The sequence below is a fragment of the Achromobacter denitrificans NBRC 15125 genome (genome assembly GCF_001571365.1).
Classification (GTDB): domain Bacteria; phylum Pseudomonadota; class Gammaproteobacteria; order Burkholderiales; family Burkholderiaceae_B; genus Achromobacter; species Achromobacter denitrificans.
The window spans coordinates 1-16,042 of the sequence record NZ_BCTQ01000033.1 but is presented as its reverse complement, the minus strand read 5'-3'; the positions used below and the strand labels follow the sequence as shown (position 1 = coordinate 16,042).

Sequence of the window (16,042 nt, the reverse complement as noted above, 5' to 3'; positions counted from 1 at the left end):
GAGCCATGGATAGGGCAAGCCGACTATTGTATATAGGTTCCGCGGCCCGCCGGGGCGCGCATCGCGGAGGGGCGGCACGGCCGGGGCGCCGCCGCCCGGCCGGCGGACTTCTGAAATTCTAATCCACCCCTCGCGCCCGGTCGGCCGCGAACTGGGCGCGCCAGGCGTCGAAACGGCCCTCGGCGATGGCTTCCCGCATTTCCTTCATGATGGTCAGGTAGAAATGCAGGTTGTGCAGCGTATTCAGGCGCGCGCCCGTGATTTCATTGGCGCGCTGCAGATGGTGCAGGTAGGCGCGCGAGAAATTCGCGCAGGTGTGGCAGCCGCAGCTCGGGTCCAGCGGGCGGGTATCGTCGCGGTACTTGGCGTTGCGGATCTTGACGTCGCCGAAGCGCGTGAACAGCCAGCCGTTGCGGGCGTTGCGGGTGGGCATGACGCAGTCGAACATATCCACGCCGCGGGAAACGCCCTCGACCAGGTCTTCCGGCGTGCCCACGCCCATCAGGTAGCGCGGCGCCTGGGCCGGCAGCTTGGGGGTGACGTGCGCCAGGATGCGCATCATGTCTTCCTTGGGCTCGCCCACCGACAGGCCGCCGATGGCGTAGCCGTGGAAGCCGATCTCCTGCAACCCGGCCAGCGATTCGTCGCGCAGCGCCTCGTACATGCCGCCCTGGACGATGCCGAAGAGGGCGTTGGGGTTGCCCAGGCGGTCGAATTCCTCGCGCGAGCGGCGGGCCCAGCGCAGCGACATGCGCATCGAGCGGGCGGCCTCCTCGACGGTGGCGGGCCGGCCGTCGATTTCATAGGGCGTGCACTCATCGAACACCATGACGATGTCGGAATTCAGCGAGCGCTGGATGCGCATGGATTCCTCGGGCGTCAGGAACAGCCGGGCGCCGTCGATCGGGGAGGCGAATTTCACGCCTTCCTCGGTGATCTTGCGCATGCCTTGCAGGCTGAACACCTGGAAACCGCCGGAATCGGTCAGGATGGGCTTGTCCCATTGCATGAAGCCGTGCAGGCCGCCATGCTTTTCCATGATTTCCGTGCCGGGGCGCAGCCACAGGTGGAACGTGTTGCCCAGCACGATCTGCGAGCCGATCTCTTTCAGTTCGTGGGGCAGCATGGCCTTGACGCTGCCATAGGTGCCCACGGGCATGAAGATGGGGGTCTCGACCACGCCGTGGTTCAGCGTGATGCGGCCGCGGCGGGCGCCGCCGTCGGTGGCGAGCAGTTCGAAATTCAGTCCGGTCATGGGGCGGGGGACTCGATAAACATGGCGTCGCCATAGCTGAAGAAGCGGTAGCGCTCGGCGACGGCGTGGGCGTAGGCGCGGCGTATCGGTTCGACGCCGGCCAGCGCCGACACCAGCATCAGCAGGGTCGACTGGGGCAGGTGGAAGTTGGTCACCAGGGCGTCGATGACACGGTACTGGTATCCGGGAGTGATGAACAGGCGGGTATCGCCCTGGGCGGCGGCCAGCGGCAGGCCGGGGGCGGTGCGCCCCTCGGTCTGGGCGGCGGCCGATTCCAGGGCGCGCACGCTGGTCGTGCCGACGGCGACGACGCGGCCGCCCCGGCTGCGGGCGGCGGCGATCGCGTCCACCGTGGCCTGGGGCACCGTGAACCACTCCGCATGCATGACGTGGTCGGCCAGGTTGTCCACCCGCACCGGCTGGAAGGTGCCGGCGCCCACGTGCAGCGTGACGAAGGCGCGCGTCACGCCCAGGGCGTCCAGGCGGTCCAGGGTGGGCTGGTCGAAGTGCAGGCCGGCGGTGGGAGCCGCCACGGCGCCGGGTTCGCGGGCATAGACCGTTTGGTAGCGCTCGTCGTCGCCGGCATCGGCCTGGTGCGTGATGTAGGGCGGCAGCGGCGTGGCGCCGTGCGCGTCCAGCAGCGCCAGCACCGGGCCGGGGAAGCGGATATCGAAGAGTTCGCCGTCGCGGCCCAGCACCGTGGCCTCGAAGGCGTCGGCCAGGCGCAGCACCATGCCCGCTCCGGGCGACTTGCTGGCGCGGACGTGGGCCAGGACGCGGTCGGGCTCGGTAATGCGCTCGACCAGCACCTCGACCTTGCCGCCGGTGATCTTGTGGCCGGTCAGGCGCGCCTTGATGACGCGGGTGTCGTTGAAGACCAGCAGGTCGTGCGGGCGCAGCAGGGCGGCCAGGTCGGCGAATTGCCGGTCGTGCAGCGCGCCCGCGCGATCCAGGTGCAGCAGGCGGCTGCCCGTGCGTTCGGCGGCGGGCGTCTGGGCGATGAGCTCAGGCGGCAGTTCGTAATTGAAATCGGAAACGGTGAGGGACTGGGTCACGCGGGTATCCGTTCGGAAAAGGGCGGCGAAAGAAAGCAAAAGCGAGCCGGGCGCACCCGGGGCAACCCATTATTGTAAAGGGCGCGGCTCGCCGCGCTCAGGCGGCGGCATTCCAGCCGAGCCGGCGAGAGCAGTCGGCGGCGGCCGCCACCAGCGCCCGCACCGGTTCGCCTTCGGGCGCCAGGTCGAATCCGCCATGCAGCCCCAGGCCGGTGATGGCGCCCGCCAGCCGGCCCTGGGCGTCCAGCACCGGCACGGCGGCCGAGTCGATGCCGTGCAGCAGGTGGCCGCTGACGCTGGCGTAGCCGCGTTGGCGGGTGGCCTGCCATTGCTGCCGCAAGGCGGCGGCGGGATCCCGGGGCGGTTCCGCGGCGCCCAGCGCCCGGGCCGCGTCCCGGCGCCGTTCGGCGTCGGCGTCCTGGCCCAGCAGCGCGTCCCATTCGGCCAGCGCCCGGGGCAGGGCCAGGGTTTCCGGCAGCCAGGCGGCATAGACCCGGCCGGTGGCGCTATTGAGCAGCGGCAGCACCGAACCCACCCGCACGTTGACGGTGACCGGCAGCCGCGCGTCGCGCCACTGCACGATGGTGGGGCCGTGCTGGCCCCACACCGAAATGAACACGGTCTGGCCGATGGCGGCGCTCAGGCCGTCCAGGCCGCCGGCCGCCAGCTTCACGAAATCCACCTCGGCCAGCGCGGCCAGCCCGGTGTGGAGCGCCTGCGGGCCCAGCCGGTAGCGGGCGCTGGCCGCGTCCTGTTCCACATAGCCGCGCCGCTCCAGCGACACCAGATAGCGGTGCACCTTGGCGCGCGGCATGTCCAGGCTGCGCCCCAGCTCCGATACCGACAGGGCGCCGCCCAGCTCGGCCAGTCGGGTCAGGACGTCCAACGCGATTTCGGCGGACTGGATCCCCGTACTGCTGTGTGTTGACATCGATTTGTCTCTTATTAGAATACGCGTATCACTAAAAAATACAGCTGTTGCCGCAAGCCGGCAACGCGGAGACAGACCATCCCCAAGCCGCGCCCCGTGGCCCACCCGTGCGGACAAACCCGCAACGGGCCGTCGCGCGTGCGCGCCGGCGGCCTTTCCGGCCGTATAAACAGAGTTCAACGCCGTAGCGGATCGGCGCAAAGCATAAGACATCCGCGTACCCAAGGAGACTGCGCATGACCCCTCGCCGCACCCTGACCGCCGCCGCCGTGGCGGCCCTGCTGGCCCTGGGCGCCTCGCCCGTGCTGGCGCAAGTAAAGATAGGCGCCACCCTGTCCACCACCGGCCCCCAGGCCTCCCTCGGCATCCCCGAACGCAACACCATCAGCCTGCTGCCCACCGAGATCGGCGGCGTCAAGGTCGAGTACGTGGTGCTGGACGATGCTTCGGACACCACCCGGGCCGTCAGCAATTCCCACAAGCTGATCTCCGAGAACAAGGTCGACCTGATCGTCGGGTCCACCACCACGCCCAATACCATGGCGATGCTGGACACGGTGGCCACCGGCGCCACCCCGGTGATCACGCTGGCCTCCTCGGCCCGGCTGATCGAACCGGTGGACGACAAGCGGCGCTGGATCTTCAAGACGCCGCACTCCGATTCCCTGATGGCCGAGGGCATCGCGCGCCACGCCGCGGCCAACGGCGTGAAGAAGCTGGCCTTCATCGGCTTCAACAATGCGCTGGGCGAGACCTTCTGGGTGGAAGTCGAGAAGGCCGCGAAGAAGCACGGCATCGAAGTGGTGGGCAAGGAGAGCTTCGCGCCCACCGATACCTCGGCCGTGGCCCAGACGCTGAAGATCATCGGCGGGTCGCCGGACGCCGTGGTGGTGGGGGCCTCGGGCACGCCCGCCGCCATGCCGGCGCGGGCGCTGCGCGAGCGCGGCTACCAGGGCAAGATCTATTTCAACCACGGCGTGGCCAACAACGACTTCCTGCGCGTCTGCGGCACCGCCTGCGACGGCGCCTGGGTGCCGGTGGGCCCGGTCATGGTGGCGGACCTGCTGCCCGGCGACAATCCCGTCAAGGCCACGGCCCAGGCCTTCGCCAAGAAGTACGAGGCGGCCAACGGCCCGGGCAGCGTGTCCCTGTTCGCAGCCTATACCTGGGACGTCGGCCTGCTGCTGCAACAGGCGATCCCCGTCGCGCTGAAGACGGCCAAGCCCGGCACGCCGGAATTCCGGGCGGCGCTGCGCGACGCGCTGGAGAACGTCAAGAACCTGCCGACGGCGACCGGCGTGGTCTCGATGAGCCCGACCGACCACAACGGCCTGGACGAGCGCGCGCTGGTGATGGCCACCGTGGCCGGCGGCAAGTGGAAGCTGCAGAAGTAGGCGCCGGCGGCTGTCCGGGGCGGTGATTTCGCCTTGGGCTTGCGGGCCGCTCGCCCGCAAGCCCTCCAGGTTTTGTATGCTCTCGGTTTTGCTGGACGAGCAAGCGGACGGGCGTGGCATGACGGGACAAGCGAACAAGCATAAGGGCGGGCTGAAGCGGTGGCTGGCGGGAGGGCTGCTGGCCCTGGCCGCGGGGGCTGCCTGCGCCCAGGTGCCCGGCCTGCCGCCCGACGTGGTGAACGCCTGGAAGGCCACCAAGCTGCCCGACAGCGCCTTGTCGCTGGTGGTGCAGGAAGTCGGCGGGCCGCGCCTGGCGGCCTTGAACGCCAAGGAATCCCGCAACCCCGCCTCGGTCATGAAGCTGGTGACGACCTGGGCGGCGCTTTCCGAACTGGGGCCCAATTACGTCTGGCGCACCGAATTCATGACCGCGCCGGGCGCGCGGCCCGACGCCAAGGGCGTGCTGGCCGGCCCCCTCTACCTGAGGGCCGGCGGCGATCCCCAGTTCCTGCTGCAGGATCTCTGGGTGCTGCTGCGCGAGCTGCGCCTGAAGGGCGTCAAGCAGATCAACGACCTGGTCATCGACCGCAGCATCTTCGGCCAGGTCGCGACCGACCCCGGCGCCTTCGACGGCGCGCCCGACCGCGCCTACAACGCCAGCCCGGACGCGCTGATGGTGGGTTTCGGCGCCTTGCGCCTGGTGTTCACGCCGGACCCGGTCGCCAATAAGTGGGTGCCGCTGATCGATCCGCCGCTGCCGGGCCTCAAGATCGAGGGCCGCGTCGAATGGAGCGAAGTCCGCTGCCCCGGCCCGCCCGTGGTGACCACGGATCCGGTGATCACCCAGCAGGGCGTGACCATCCGCGTGAACGGCAAGGTGGCCGGTTCCTGCGGCGAATTCAGCCTGTACCGCCTGGCGCTGTCGCAGCCCGACTACGCCACCGAGGTGTTCCGCATGCTCTGGAAGGAGCTGGGCGGCACGTTCAAGGGGCAGGTCCGTTCCGGCATGGTGCCGCCCGACGCGGTGGTGCTGGCCACCCACGATTCGCCCACGCTGGCCGAGGCGATTCGCCAGATCAACAAGCGCAGCAACAACGTCATGGCCCGCACGCTGCTGCTGACCCTGGGCGCCGAGCGCGGCCGCCGTCCCGCCACCGTCTCCAGCAGCGAGGAAGTGGCCAAGGGCCTGCTCGCCAAGCAGGGGCTGGACATGCCGGAGCTGGTCATCGACAACGGGGCCGGCCTGTCGCGCGATGCCCGGGTCTCGGCCGACAGCCTGGCCTCGATGCTGACGCTGGCCTGGAACTCGCCCGTGATGCCGGAGTACATTTCGTCCTTCGCGATCGCCGGGGTGGATGGCACGGTGCGCCGCCGCCTCAAGGGCAACGGCACGCTGGGCATGGCCCACCTCAAGACCGGGTCCCTGCGCGACGTGCGCTCGATCGCCGGCTACGTGCTGGGCGCCAGCGGCAAGCGCTACGTGGTCGTCAGCATCGTGAACCACGAACAGGCGGGCGCCGTCCGGGCCTTCGACGACGCGCTCATCGCCTGGCTGGCCGAGCAATAGAAGGAACCCGCCTCCCATCCGGGGCCGCGCGCCAAAAGGAACTACGCAGCGGCCCCAAACCCGATTACGATCCTCAGGTGTGGCTCGACGCGGGCGGCGCCGATGCGCCGCGCCGCTGCGGTTCCGCCCGAGGCGAAAACCCTGTCCATCAATATTCTGGAGTGTTACGCACATGCCCGTGCACGAAATCCGCCATCCGCTGATCCGCCACAAGCTCGGGATCATGCGCCGCGCCGACCTCAGCACCAAGAGCTTCCGCGAACTGTCGCAGGAAGTCGGCGCGCTGCTCACCTACGAGGCGTCCAAGGACCTGCCGCTGGCGCCCGCCACGGTCGAAGGCTGGTGCGGTTCGGTCGAGGTCGAGAAGATCGCCGGCAAGAAAGTCACCGTGGTGCCCATCCTGCGCGCCGGCATCGGCATGCTGGACGGCGTGCTCAGCCTGATCCCCGGCGCCAAGGTCAGCGTGGTCGGCGTGGCCCGCAACGAGGAAACGCTGGAGGCGCATACCTACCTGGAGCGCCTGGTCGGCGAACTGGACCAGCGCCTGGCGCTGATCGTGGATCCGATGCTGGCCACCGGCGGCTCGATGGTGGCCGCGATCGACCTGCTGAAGCGCGCCGGCTGCAAGGAAATCCGCGCGCTGGTGCTGGTGGCCGCCCCGGTCGGCATCGATACCGTGCTGGCCAAGCACCCGGACGTGCATATCTATACCGCGTCCATCGACGACGGCCTGAACGAACACGGCTACATCATGCCGGGCCTGGGCGACGCCGGCGACCGCATCTTCGGCACCACGCAGAAGACGGAATAAAGCCGGCGGCGGCGCGGAACGCGCCGCCCCTCACGCCGTGATGGTCTCGGGCGCGCCGTCGATGTGCCGGCCGAACCACCGCAGCCGCGGCGCCAGCCCGGCGACCTCGCCCACGATCAGCAGGGCGGGGGAGCGGATGGCGTGTTCGGCGGCCAGCGCCGGCAGCCGCTCCAGCGGGCCGGACAGCACGCGCTGCTCGGGCCGGCTGCCGTTTTCGATCAGCGCGAACGGCGTGTCGGGCGCGCGGCCATGGCGCAGCAGGCGCCCGGTCAGCAGGTCCAGCTGCCCCACGCCCATATAGAAGGCCAGGGTCTGCTTTTCCCGCGCCAGGGCGGGCCAGTCCAGGTTGTCCTCGTCTTCGCGGCAATGCGCCGTGATCAAACGCACGGACTGGGCATGCTCCCGGTGCGTGAGCGGGATGCCGGCGTAGGCCGCACAGGCCAGCGCGGCGGTAATGCCCGGGATCACCTCGTAGCGCACGCCGTGGGCGCGCAGATACTCCAGTTCCTCCCCGCCCCGGCCGAAGATGAAGGCGTCGCCCCCCTTCAGCCGCACTACGCGGCGGCCGGCGCGCGCGTGCTCTACCAGCAGGCCGTGGATGCGCGCCTGCGTGGCGTGATGGTTTTCGCCGGGCAGCTTGCCCACCGGCACGCGCTCGGCGTCGCGGCGCGCCAGCGACATGATCTCGTCGCTCACCAGGCGGTCGTGCAGGATCACGTCGGCCTCGTTCAGCGCGCGCAAGGCCTTGAGCGTCAGCAGCCCGGGATCGCCGGGGCCGGCGCCGACCAGCACCACGCTGCCGGCGTCGGGCGCCAGCGGGGCCGCCAGGGCGGCGGCCAGCGCGTCTTCCGCCTGGGCGGGCTGCTGCTGGCGCAGGAAGCCGGCCACCGGGCCGTCCAGCAGCCAGTCGTAGAAGCGGCGGCGCGCGCCCAGGTCGGGATGGCTGGCGCGGATGGGCTTGCGGTAGCGGGCGGCCAAGGCGGCCAATTGGCCCAGCGTGTGGTCGAACAGGGATTCGATGCGTTCCCTGACGCGGCGCGCGAGCACGGGCGCCACGCCGGAGGAGGAAATGGCCACGATGACCGGCGAGCGGTCGACGATGGAGGGCACCTGGAAGGACGACAGTTCCGGGTCGTCCACCACGTTCGCGAAAATGCGCCGGGCCCGCGCCGCCTCGGACACGGCGGCGTTGGCGTCGCGGTCGTCGGTGGCCGCGACCACCAGCCAGGCCTCGTCCAGCCAGGCGGGATCGAAGCGGCCGGGCCGATGGCGGATGCGGCCCTCGGCGGCCAAGGCGGCCAGGGCCGGGGTGAGGTCCGGGGCGCCCACGACCACCTCGGCCGAGGCTTCCAGCAGGGCGAGCGTCTTGCGCTCGGCGACCGCGCCGCCGCCCACCACCAGGACGAGCCGGTCTTTCAAATCGGCAAAAATCGGGAAAAGCTTCATGAGTGCCAGCGTCGGGCGTGCCCGGGAAAATGTCGTTCGATCATAGGGACGGGCCCTCATCCCCACAACTTTTGATTTCTTTATTCCATATGCCCAGAAATTATTAGGCAAGCGCGGCTTTCCGAGCCCGCGGGCCGACACGTTCCGACATACGCCGGGGGCGGCAACGGTGTAGTATCAAGCCACCATCCGCCGCCCGCCAGGCGCGGACGGTTTTTTCCGGATTCATGGAGTGGCTTGTGACGATGCGAAAAACGGCATCCTTTGTTTTGGCGGCGGGCATGCTGGGGGCGGCCTCGTTGGCGCAGGCCGGCGTGTGCGACGCCCAGTTCATGCACGACGGCGGCGCGGTCCAGCTGACCGGCACGGGCAACCTGGCGCTGGGCGCCGACCTGACCTTCGCCGAAGTGACCAAGACGAACGGGGACAACTGCCGCGCGCGCGTCCAGGGCGTCGCCAGTTTCAGCTACGCGGGCCTGCCCCCGGGCAAGTCCAAGCTGGACTACCTCATGACCGTCAAGAGCGGCCAGGCCACCTTCCTGCGCTATGCCAGCGCCGGCGAGGCGCCGCGCCCCTCCGAGGGCCAGTTCGACCTGCGCATGCTGGGCCTGTTCGCCTATGACGGCAAGCTCAACAGCGGGCAGAAGCTGCCCGGCTCGTCGTTCCGCCTGAAGATCGGCAAGGAGGCGCCGGTGGGCGGCCAGCCCAGCACCACGGTGCGCATCGGCGAAAAGACGGTGGGGCAGAAAGCCTCGATGAACACGGCGCTGGGCAAGCAGTCCTGCCATCCGATCACCTACACCCGCAATTCCGATCCCACCATGGCCACCTTCCAGGGGCTGACCATTCCCATCCCGGGCATGAACACCACCGTGACGGACTGGTACTGTCCGGCGGTCAACCTCGTGATGAAGCAGGACATCGACCAGGGCGGCGTCAAGTCCGCCGTTGAGATTACGCAAATCAAGTAGCACCCGGTAGCAAGCACGCCATGCCGCGGAAAGGGCGGCTGGTATGATGATTCCGTCATGGACACACAACAGGAGCTCAAGAAATGGCCACGAGAAAATCCGAAGACGTCGCAAAAGAAAAACTCATCGACAGTGTCAAGACCAGCCTGAACGATGCGGAAAGCCTGCTGCGCGAAGCCGCCAGCAGCACGGGCGACAAGGCAAACGAATTGCGCGACCGCGCCCTGTCTTCCCTGAAGCGCACCCGCGAGGCCCTGTACGAAGCGCAGGACGCCGTGCTGGAGCGCGGCCGCAAGGCCGCCCGCGCCACCGACGACTACGTGCATGACAATCCCTGGCAAGCCATCGGCATTGCAGGCGTGACCGGCCTGCTGCTCGGCTTGCTGATCAGCCGCCGCTGATAGGGCAGGACACCCGGGCGGACGACGCTTGCCGTCTTCCGCCCGGCGTCCATTGCGCCATGGGTCTACGAAAATCCGTATTCGGCATCGCGTCCAGCCTGGTCGGGCTGCTGCGCACGCGCCTGGAACTCCTGGCTCTGGAAGCCGCGGACGAAAAGGCGCGCCTGCTCAAACTCCTGGGCATGGCGTTTGCCGCCTTGCTCTTCCTGACGCTGGCCGTCCTGGTCTTCACCGTCACGGTGGCGGTGGCCTTCTGGCCCACCGAAGACCGCTACCTGGCCCTGGGCCTGCTGGCGGCCTTCTACGGCATCGTCGGCGTGGCGTTGCTGCTGGTCGTCCGCCATGGCCTGGTCTATGGCGCGCCGCCGTTTTCCGCCACGCTTGAAGAGCTGGCGCGCGACGCGGAACTGCTGGAACGGGTCCGCGACGCGCAAAGCGACGACGACGAAGCGCTGGCGCGCCGGCGCGAGGAGGGCTGAAGCATGGTGAAAAGGTCTCCCACCATCGACCGGGCCGTGCGCATCGAACTGCTGCGCGCCCGCGCCGCCATCGAGCGCGAATCGCTGGCGCAGAGCATCGCCTCCACCGGCCGCAAGCTGGAGCCGGCATCGCTCATCCGGAGCCTGTTGCCCGGCCTCGCGTCGGGCAACGCGTCCCGCTGGGCCTTGCAGGCGATCAGCCTGGCGCGGCGCTATCCCATCGTCAGCTCTTCCCTGTCCGCCATGATCATGCGCGGCGGGAAGCGCTCCAAGCTCTTGAAGATCGCCGGCGGCGCTTTTGTCGGCTGGCAATTGTTCAAGGCCTGGCAGGGCGCCCGCCGCGACGGCGACTCGCGGTAAGTCCGCGTCCGGCAAGCAAAAAACCGCCTTCATTTCGGCGGTTTTTTTTTGCGGGCATCCCGGCGGCATGCGGCCGGGGCGCCGGGCTGCCGGGCCTACAGGCCGAGCTGCCCCCACAGTTCGTCCACGCGCTGCTTGACCGCGGCGTCCATCGTGATGGGCGTGCCCCATTCGCGATTGGTTTCGCCGGGCCACTTGTTGGTGGCGTCCATGCCCATCTTGCCGCCCAGGCCGGAGACCGGCGAAGCGAAATCCAGGTAGTCGATGGGCGTGTTCTCGACCAGCAGGGTGTCGCGCACCGGGTCCATGCGGGTGGTCATGGCCCACACCACTTCCTTCCAGTCGCGCGGGTTGATGTCCTCGTCCACGACCACGATGAACTTGGTGTACATGAACTGCCGCAGGATGCTCCACAGGCCGAACATCACGCGCTTGGCATGGCCGGCATACTGCTTGCGGATGGACACCACGGCCAGGCGGTAGCTGCAGCCCTCGGGCGGCAGGTAGAAGTCCACGATCTCGGGCAGCTGGCGGCGCAGCAGGGGAACGAAGACCTCGTTGAGCGCCACGCCCAGCACGGCGGGTTCGTCCGGCGGCTTGCCCGTGTAGGTGGAGTGGTAGATGGGGTTGCGCCGCATCGTGATCCGCTCCACCGTGAAGACGGGGAACCAGTCCTGCTCGTTGTAGTAGCCGGTGTGGTCGCCGTAAGGGCCTTCCAGCGCCATTTCGTAATCGGTGTTGGCTGGCGGGTTGACGCCCTCGGGCACCGCGGGGGGGATGGCGCGCGGGTCGGAGGACGGCAGCAGATGGCCTTCCAGCACGATTTCGGCCCAGGCCGGCACCGACAGATTGCTGCCCAGCGCCTGCGCGACTTCGGTGCGCGAGCCGCGCAGCAGGCCGGCGAACTGGTATTCGGACAGGCTGTCCGGCACGGGCGTGACCGCGCCCAGCGTGGTGGCCGGGTCCGCGCCTAGCGCGACCGCGATGGGGAAGGGCGTGCCCGGATGGGCCAGGGCATGGTCGCGGAAATCCAGCGCGCCGCCGCGGTGCGACAGCCAGCGCATGATCAGCTTGTTGGGGCCCAGCAGCTGCTGGCGGTAGATGCCCAGGTTCTGGCGGCGGGCGTTGGGGCCGCGCGTGATCACCAGGCCCCAGGTCAGCAGCGGCGCCACGTCGCCCGGCCAGCAGGTCTGGATCGGCAGGCGCGTCAGGTCCACGTCCTTGCCTTCCCAGACGATCTCCTGGCACGCGGGGCTCTTGATGGTCTTGGGGCTCATGTCCCACAGCGCCGACTTCAGCATCGACACCTTGGCCAGCGCGTCGCGCAGGCCGCGGGGCGCTTCGGGTTCGCGCAGCGAGGCGAGCAGCTCGCCGATGTCGCGCAGCGCGCTGACGTTGTCCGCGCCCATGCCGCGCGCCACGCGCGCCGGCGTGCCGAACAGATTGGTCAGCACCGGCATCTGCGCCTGCTGGCCGTCGTGCACGGCGTTCTCGAACAGCAGCGCCGGGCCTTCCGCCCGCAGGACGCGGTCGGAAATCTCGGTCATTTCCAGCCGGGTGGACACCGGCGGGGCGATGCGTTTGAGGTCGCCCATGCGTTCGAGTTGGGCGAGGAAGTCTCTAAGGTCGCGGTATTTCACTACAGATCCCGGCGATTTGGTTACATTTTGGGGAGAAAGAGAGGTTAACATTGACTCCCTCTTTTTTACGCAGGAGGTTTTATGCCCGATGCGTCAGTGGCCAGTCTCTTCAGGAGCATGGCCCAAGGAGTGCACCAATATCTTGCCGAATCCCTGCGCATTTGCTCCGTTTATCTGGGCATTGCGGTCATTGTGACGGTAAGCATGGGATTTGCCCTGCCTGGACTGCGCGACCAGGCATTGCAGGTGCACAAAGCCTTGTTGACCGCCCTAGCGCCTTCGTCCATGCAAGCCGGTACCGATCTGGATATGGGTTCCGATCTGGGTACCGACATGTCGTCGGCCATTGCCATGGCCATACCCGAAGCTCCCGCCAGCAATGCCACCGGCATGCTGGGGCCGGCGCGCGTCGCCCCGCCGCCCAGGCAGCCCGTCGCCAATGCCGCGACCGGCCCCCAGGCCGAAGCCCTGCGCAACTATATCTCGCGCAAGTACAAGGTTGCCTATGACGCGACCGGCCCGCTATTGAACACGGTATACAAGGTCAGCCGCGACAAGCAGCTGGATCCGTTGCTGGTTCTGGCCGTGATCGCCATCGAATCCCGCTACAACCCGCTGGCGGAAAGCCACGTGGGCGCCCAGGGCTTGATGCAGGTGATGACCAGCGTGCACCAGGAGAAGTTCGACGCCGTCGGCAAGACCGCGCTGGACCCCGCCGCCAACATCGGCGTGGGCGCCACGATCCTGCGCGACTGCATCAACCGCCGCGGTTCCGTGGATGGCGGCCTGGCCTGTTACGTGGGCTCCACCGGGCCGGACGACAACGGCTACGGCGCCAAGGTGCAGGCCGAACGCCGCCGCCTGGCGCTGGCTTCCGGAATCGCGCTGGCGCGCGACTGATCCGCTGCGATGCCGCGGCCGCAAGGCGCGTTCCCCCCGGGGACGCGCCTTTGCTTTTGCCGGCCCTCAGCGCTTCAACAGGCTGCCCATGCGGGCCACGGCTTCTTCCAGGCGGTCCAGGCCCGTTGCATACGAGAACCGCATGGTGTGCCGGCCGTGGGCCGGGCCGAAGTCCAGGCCGGGAACGGCGGCCACGCCCGCTTCCAGCAGCAGGCGCTGCGAGAAGGCGGCGCTGTCCATTCCCAGGTTGGCGATGTCGGCGTAGATATAGAACGCGCCGTCCGGCTTGACCGGCACCTGGATGCCCAGGCGCTCGAATTCCGGCAGCAGGTAGTCGCGGCGCTGCTTGAACGCTTCGCGGCGGTGCTCGAAGGTTTTCATGGCGGCGGGCGTGAAGCAGGCCAGCGCGGCATGCTGGGCCAGCGTGGGCGCGCAGATCGCCAGGCTGGCCGCGATCTTCTCCACCGGGGCCACCATGTCCTGGGGCACGATCATCCATCCCAGGCGCCAGCCCGTCATGTGGAAATACTTCGAGAAGCTGTTGATGACGATGACGTCGTCGTCCAGCGTCAGCGCCGAGCGCGGCTGCCCTTCATAGGACAGGCCCAGGTAGATCTCGTCGACGATGGCGAAGCCGTCGCGGGCGCGGACCTGCGCCAGCAGCTCGGCCAGCTCGCCATGGTCGATGGAGGTGCCGGTCGGGTTGCTGGGCGAGGCGACCAGCACGCCCTGGGTGGCCGGCGTCCAGTGTCGGGCGACGTCCTGGGCGGACAGCTGGAAGCGCTTTTCCGCCGAGCTGGGGATCAAGCGGGGCACGCCGCCCGCGGCCAGCACGAAATTGCTGTTGGCGGGGTAGGAGGGGTCGGGCATCAGCACCTCGCCGCCGCTGTTGACCAGCGCGGCGCAGGCCAGCGTCAGGGCGCCGGAGGCCCCTGCGGTCACGATGACCCGGGACGGATCGACGCGGGCGCCGAACTGTTCATGGTAGAACCCGGCGATGGCTTCGCGCAGCGGGGTCAGGCCGGCGGACGGGCTGTAGCCGCTCTGCCCGGCGCGGGCGGCGCGCTCCAGCGCTTCCACGACCTGGGGGGGCGCGGTAAAGTCCGGTTCGCCGATGCCCAGGCTGATAATGTCCTTGCCGGCCGCCTGCAGTGCTTGCGCCTGCTTGAAAAGTTCCATTACCTGGAAGGTCAGGAAATCGTTGGTGCGAGTGGCAAGGCGGGGCATTGGATTCTCGAAGGCGTTTCGTAGCGAAAAAGGAATTGTAGTCATGCAGCCATCCCGGCGCGCTTTCCTCCTCGGCCGTCGGCCGGCCCAGAGCCCCTGGGCGGCGTTCCTGCAGCGCCTGGGCCTGCTCTGCCAGGGGACCGTCCGCGACCTGGGCGAGGGCGGCCGCGCCGTCCTCGTCCCCGCGCGCGACGCCGACGTGGCGCACGCGCGCGCCCTGTGCGCCGAGTACCGGGTGGCCCTGGCGCTGGAGGGAGCCGAAGGGCCCTTCGAGGCCGCTTCCGGACCGGTCCTGAGCGTGGATCCGTCCGCGCTGGCGGGTTTGGTCCGCCTGGCGGGCGAGCCCCCGCGCTGGCGCGCCCAACCCGGGGTGCCGGTGGCGGCGCTGGCGCACGCCGGCCTGCGCCAGTTCGCGGGCCTGCCCGACGCGATGACGCTGGCTGAATGGCTGGCCGCGCCCGCCCGCTGGGCGGCGGGGCGGTGCGCCGATTCGGGCGTGCTGACGGTGGACGTGATGCTGGCGGACGGCATCGAGGAAACGCTGGGTCCCTTTGGCGAGGCCGACGTCCAGCCCCTGCGTTCCGTCACCGTGCAGCGCCTGGTGCCGGCGCTGTTTCAGCTGGCCTCGGGCGGCGATGCCTTCGCCACCCGGGACGGCGAGCGCTGGCTGGGCCGCTACCGGCTGGACGCGCTCAAGCCCGAAGCCCCCGCCACCGTAAACCTGGCCCACCTGCTGCTGGGCCATGGCGGCACGCTGGCCTGGGTGCAGAGCGTTACGCTGACGGCGGTTCCCCCCGTGGCGCCGCAGCCGCCCGCCCCCGAGGCGCCGGGGCTGGCGACGACGCGGCTGGACGCGCGGGTCAAGGGGCTGTTCGATCCGGACGGACGATTTCCGGTTTTTTTCACCGCGCAATAGCGACAATTTGTAAACTTGGAGGGCAAGGGCCGGCGGGCGCTTCGGAGGTATCGCGGCGTGCGCCATCGGAATAGAATTCCTCCCTCCCTGTGTTTCCACTCTAGCAAGTAGCCGCCCATATGGATGCCAACCTTCGCAAAGCCGCCCTCGAATACCACGAGCACGGCCGCCCCGGCAAAATCTCGGTCACGCCGACCAAACAGCTCACCAACCAGCGCGACCTGGCCCTGGCGTACTCCCCCGGCGTCGCGGCGGCCTGTGAAGAAATCGTGGCCGATCCGGCCAATGTGTTCCGTTACACCGCCCGCGGCAATCTCGTGGGCGTGATCACCAACGGCACGGCGGTGCTGGGCCTGGGCAATATCGGCGCGCTGGCGTCGAAGCCGGTGATGGAAGGCAAGGCGGTGCTGTTCAAGAAATTCGCCGGCCTGGACGTGTTCGACATCGAAATCAACGAGACCGACCCGGACAAGCTGGTCGAGATCATCGCCGGCCTGGAAGCCACTTTCGGCGGCATCAACCTCGAAGACATCAAGGCGCCTGAGTGCTTCATCGTCGAGCGCAAGCTGCGCGAGCGCATGAAGATTCCCGTCTTCCACGACGACCAGCACGGCACGGCCATTACGGTTTCGGCGGCTTTCATCAACGGCCTGAAGGTCGTGGGCAAGGACATCAAGAAGGTCAAGGTA

15 protein-coding genes and 1 pseudogene are annotated in these 16,042 nt (G+C 68.8%); 10 read left to right on the top strand and 6 right to left on the bottom strand.

The genetic code is table 11. The annotated features are described in order from the left end of the window. Positions 1-118: 118 nt before the first annotated feature. The 3 genes from tgt to ADE01S_RS23285 all read right to left on the bottom strand — a co-directional run bounded on the left by tgt (position 119) and on the right by ADE01S_RS23285 (position 3,241). Positions 119-1,255, bottom strand: a complete 1,137-nt coding sequence (gene tgt, locus ADE01S_RS23295; RefSeq protein WP_062684123.1) for a tRNA guanosine(34) transglycosylase Tgt — start codon at positions 1,253-1,255, stop codon at positions 119-121. Beyond that, on the bottom strand, positions 1,252-2,310 hold the full coding sequence (gene queA / locus ADE01S_RS23290; RefSeq protein WP_062684122.1) for a tRNA preQ1(34) S-adenosylmethionine ribosyltransferase-isomerase QueA: 1,059 nt from the start codon (positions 2,308-2,310) through the stop codon (positions 1,252-1,254). The genes tgt and queA overlap by 4 nt, the downstream gene beginning before the upstream one ends. Before the next feature lie 97 nt (positions 2,311-2,407). Next, complete coding sequence (locus tag ADE01S_RS23285; RefSeq protein WP_062684121.1) at positions 2,408-3,241, bottom strand: IclR family transcriptional regulator; 834 nt, start codon at positions 3,239-3,241, stop codon at positions 2,408-2,410. A gap of 236 nt (positions 3,242-3,477) precedes the next feature. Between ADE01S_RS23285 and ADE01S_RS23280 the strand changes: the two genes are divergently transcribed. From ADE01S_RS23280 to upp, 3 genes are all read left to right on the top strand, one after another. Further along, positions 3,478-4,635 carry an ABC transporter substrate-binding protein gene (locus tag ADE01S_RS23280; protein WP_062684120.1) on the top strand — a complete coding sequence of 386 codons (1,158 nt, stop codon included), beginning with the start codon at positions 3,478-3,480 and terminating at the stop codon, positions 4,633-4,635. Positions 4,636-4,753: 118 nt separating this feature from the next. Further along, the gene (gene dacB / locus ADE01S_RS23275) at positions 4,754-6,202 is read left to right on the top strand and encodes a D-alanyl-D-alanine carboxypeptidase/D-alanyl-D-alanine endopeptidase (protein WP_062684170.1); all 1,449 of its coding nucleotides are present in this window, start codon (positions 4,754-4,756) and stop codon (positions 6,200-6,202) included. 172 nt (positions 6,203-6,374) lie between these two features. Then, the gene (upp, locus tag ADE01S_RS23270; RefSeq protein WP_062684119.1) at positions 6,375-7,013 is read left to right on the top strand and encodes a uracil phosphoribosyltransferase; all 639 of its coding nucleotides are present in this window, start codon (positions 6,375-6,377) and stop codon (positions 7,011-7,013) included. Between the two features lie 30 nt (positions 7,014-7,043). On the opposite strand, the gene cysG is transcribed toward upp, so the two are convergent. After that, entirely contained in the window at positions 7,044-8,459 is a 1,416-nt protein-coding gene (cysG, locus tag ADE01S_RS23265; protein ID WP_062684118.1) for a siroheme synthase CysG, read from the bottom strand. Positions 8,460-8,704: 245 nt separating this feature from the next. Between cysG and ADE01S_RS23260 the strand changes: the two genes are divergently transcribed. The 4 genes from ADE01S_RS23260 to ADE01S_RS23245 all read left to right on the top strand — a co-directional run bounded on the left by ADE01S_RS23260 (position 8,705) and on the right by ADE01S_RS23245 (position 10,670). Continuing rightward, positions 8,705-9,430, top strand: coding sequence for a hypothetical protein (locus ADE01S_RS23260; protein ID WP_062684117.1), 726 nt, complete (start codon positions 8,705-8,707; stop codon positions 9,428-9,430). Between the two features lie 83 nt (positions 9,431-9,513). Further along, positions 9,514-9,831 (top strand): ElaB/YgaM/YqjD family protein, encoded by a 318-nt coding sequence (locus ADE01S_RS23255; protein WP_062684116.1) that lies wholly within the window; start codon positions 9,514-9,516, stop codon positions 9,829-9,831. A gap of 59 nt (positions 9,832-9,890) precedes the next feature. Further along, entirely contained in the window at positions 9,891-10,310 is a 420-nt protein-coding gene (locus tag ADE01S_RS23250) for a phage holin family protein (protein WP_062684115.1), read from the top strand. A 3-nt stretch (positions 10,311-10,313) separates the two neighbouring features. Then, on the top strand, positions 10,314-10,670 hold the full coding sequence (locus ADE01S_RS23245) for a hypothetical protein (protein WP_062684114.1): 357 nt from the start codon (positions 10,314-10,316) through the stop codon (positions 10,668-10,670). A 95-nt stretch (positions 10,671-10,765) separates the two neighbouring features. Here ADE01S_RS23245 and ubiD read toward each other — a convergent pair whose 3' ends face one another. Then, complete coding sequence (ubiD, locus tag ADE01S_RS23240; RefSeq protein WP_062684113.1) at positions 10,766-12,310, bottom strand: 4-hydroxy-3-polyprenylbenzoate decarboxylase; 1,545 nt, start codon at positions 12,308-12,310, stop codon at positions 10,766-10,768. Between the two features lie 81 nt (positions 12,311-12,391). Here ubiD and ADE01S_RS23235 point away from each other — a divergent pair, with 81 nt between their 5' ends. Beyond that, the gene (locus ADE01S_RS23235) at positions 12,392-13,210 is read left to right on the top strand and encodes a lytic transglycosylase domain-containing protein (protein WP_062684112.1); all 819 of its coding nucleotides are present in this window, start codon (positions 12,392-12,394) and stop codon (positions 13,208-13,210) included. A gap of 66 nt (positions 13,211-13,276) precedes the next feature. Here the strand turns inward: ADE01S_RS23235 and ADE01S_RS23230 are convergent, their stop codons facing one another. Further along, positions 13,277-14,437, bottom strand: coding sequence for a pyridoxal phosphate-dependent aminotransferase (locus ADE01S_RS23230; RefSeq protein WP_062684111.1), 1,161 nt, complete (start codon positions 14,435-14,437; stop codon positions 13,277-13,279). Between the two features lie 43 nt (positions 14,438-14,480). Here ADE01S_RS23230 and ADE01S_RS23225 point away from each other — a divergent pair, with 43 nt between their 5' ends. Further along, positions 14,481-15,353 (top strand): hypothetical protein, encoded by an 873-nt coding sequence (locus ADE01S_RS23225; RefSeq protein ID WP_062684110.1) that lies wholly within the window; start codon positions 14,481-14,483, stop codon positions 15,351-15,353. A gap of 119 nt (positions 15,354-15,472) precedes the next feature. Further along, positions 15,473-16,042 (top strand): annotated as a pseudogene (locus ADE01S_RS23220) (NADP-dependent malic enzyme); the annotation flags it as partial.

Coding starts and splice junctions, on each gene's coding strand:
- ADE01S_RS23255 (WP_062684116.1), top strand. CDS start 9,514: ATGGCCACGAGAAAATCCGAAGACGTCGCAAAAGAAAAACTCATCGAC.
- ADE01S_RS23245 (WP_062684114.1), top strand. CDS start 10,314: ATGGTGAAAAGGTCTCCCACCATCGACCGGGCCGTGCGCATCGAACTG.
- ADE01S_RS23285 (WP_062684121.1), bottom strand. CDS start 3,241: ATGTCAACACACAGCAGTACGGGGATCCAGTCCGCCGAAATCGCGTTG.
- ADE01S_RS23260 (WP_062684117.1), top strand. CDS start 8,705: ATGCGAAAAACGGCATCCTTTGTTTTGGCGGCGGGCATGCTGGGGGCG.
- ADE01S_RS23235 (WP_062684112.1), top strand. CDS start 12,392: ATGCCCGATGCGTCAGTGGCCAGTCTCTTCAGGAGCATGGCCCAAGGA.
- ADE01S_RS23230 (WP_062684111.1), bottom strand. CDS start 14,437: ATGCCCCGCCTTGCCACTCGCACCAACGATTTCCTGACCTTCCAGGTA.
- upp (WP_062684119.1), top strand. CDS start 6,375: ATGCCCGTGCACGAAATCCGCCATCCGCTGATCCGCCACAAGCTCGGG.
- cysG (WP_062684118.1), bottom strand. CDS start 8,459: ATGAAGCTTTTCCCGATTTTTGCCGATTTGAAAGACCGGCTCGTCCTG.
- ADE01S_RS23250 (WP_062684115.1), top strand. CDS start 9,891: ATGGGTCTACGAAAATCCGTATTCGGCATCGCGTCCAGCCTGGTCGGG.
- dacB (WP_062684170.1), top strand. CDS start 4,754: ATGACGGGACAAGCGAACAAGCATAAGGGCGGGCTGAAGCGGTGGCTG.
- ADE01S_RS23280 (WP_062684120.1), top strand. CDS start 3,478: ATGACCCCTCGCCGCACCCTGACCGCCGCCGCCGTGGCGGCCCTGCTG.
- ADE01S_RS23225 (WP_062684110.1), top strand. CDS start 14,481: ATGCAGCCATCCCGGCGCGCTTTCCTCCTCGGCCGTCGGCCGGCCCAG.
- tgt (WP_062684123.1), bottom strand. CDS start 1,255: ATGACCGGACTGAATTTCGAACTGCTCGCCACCGACGGCGGCGCCCGC.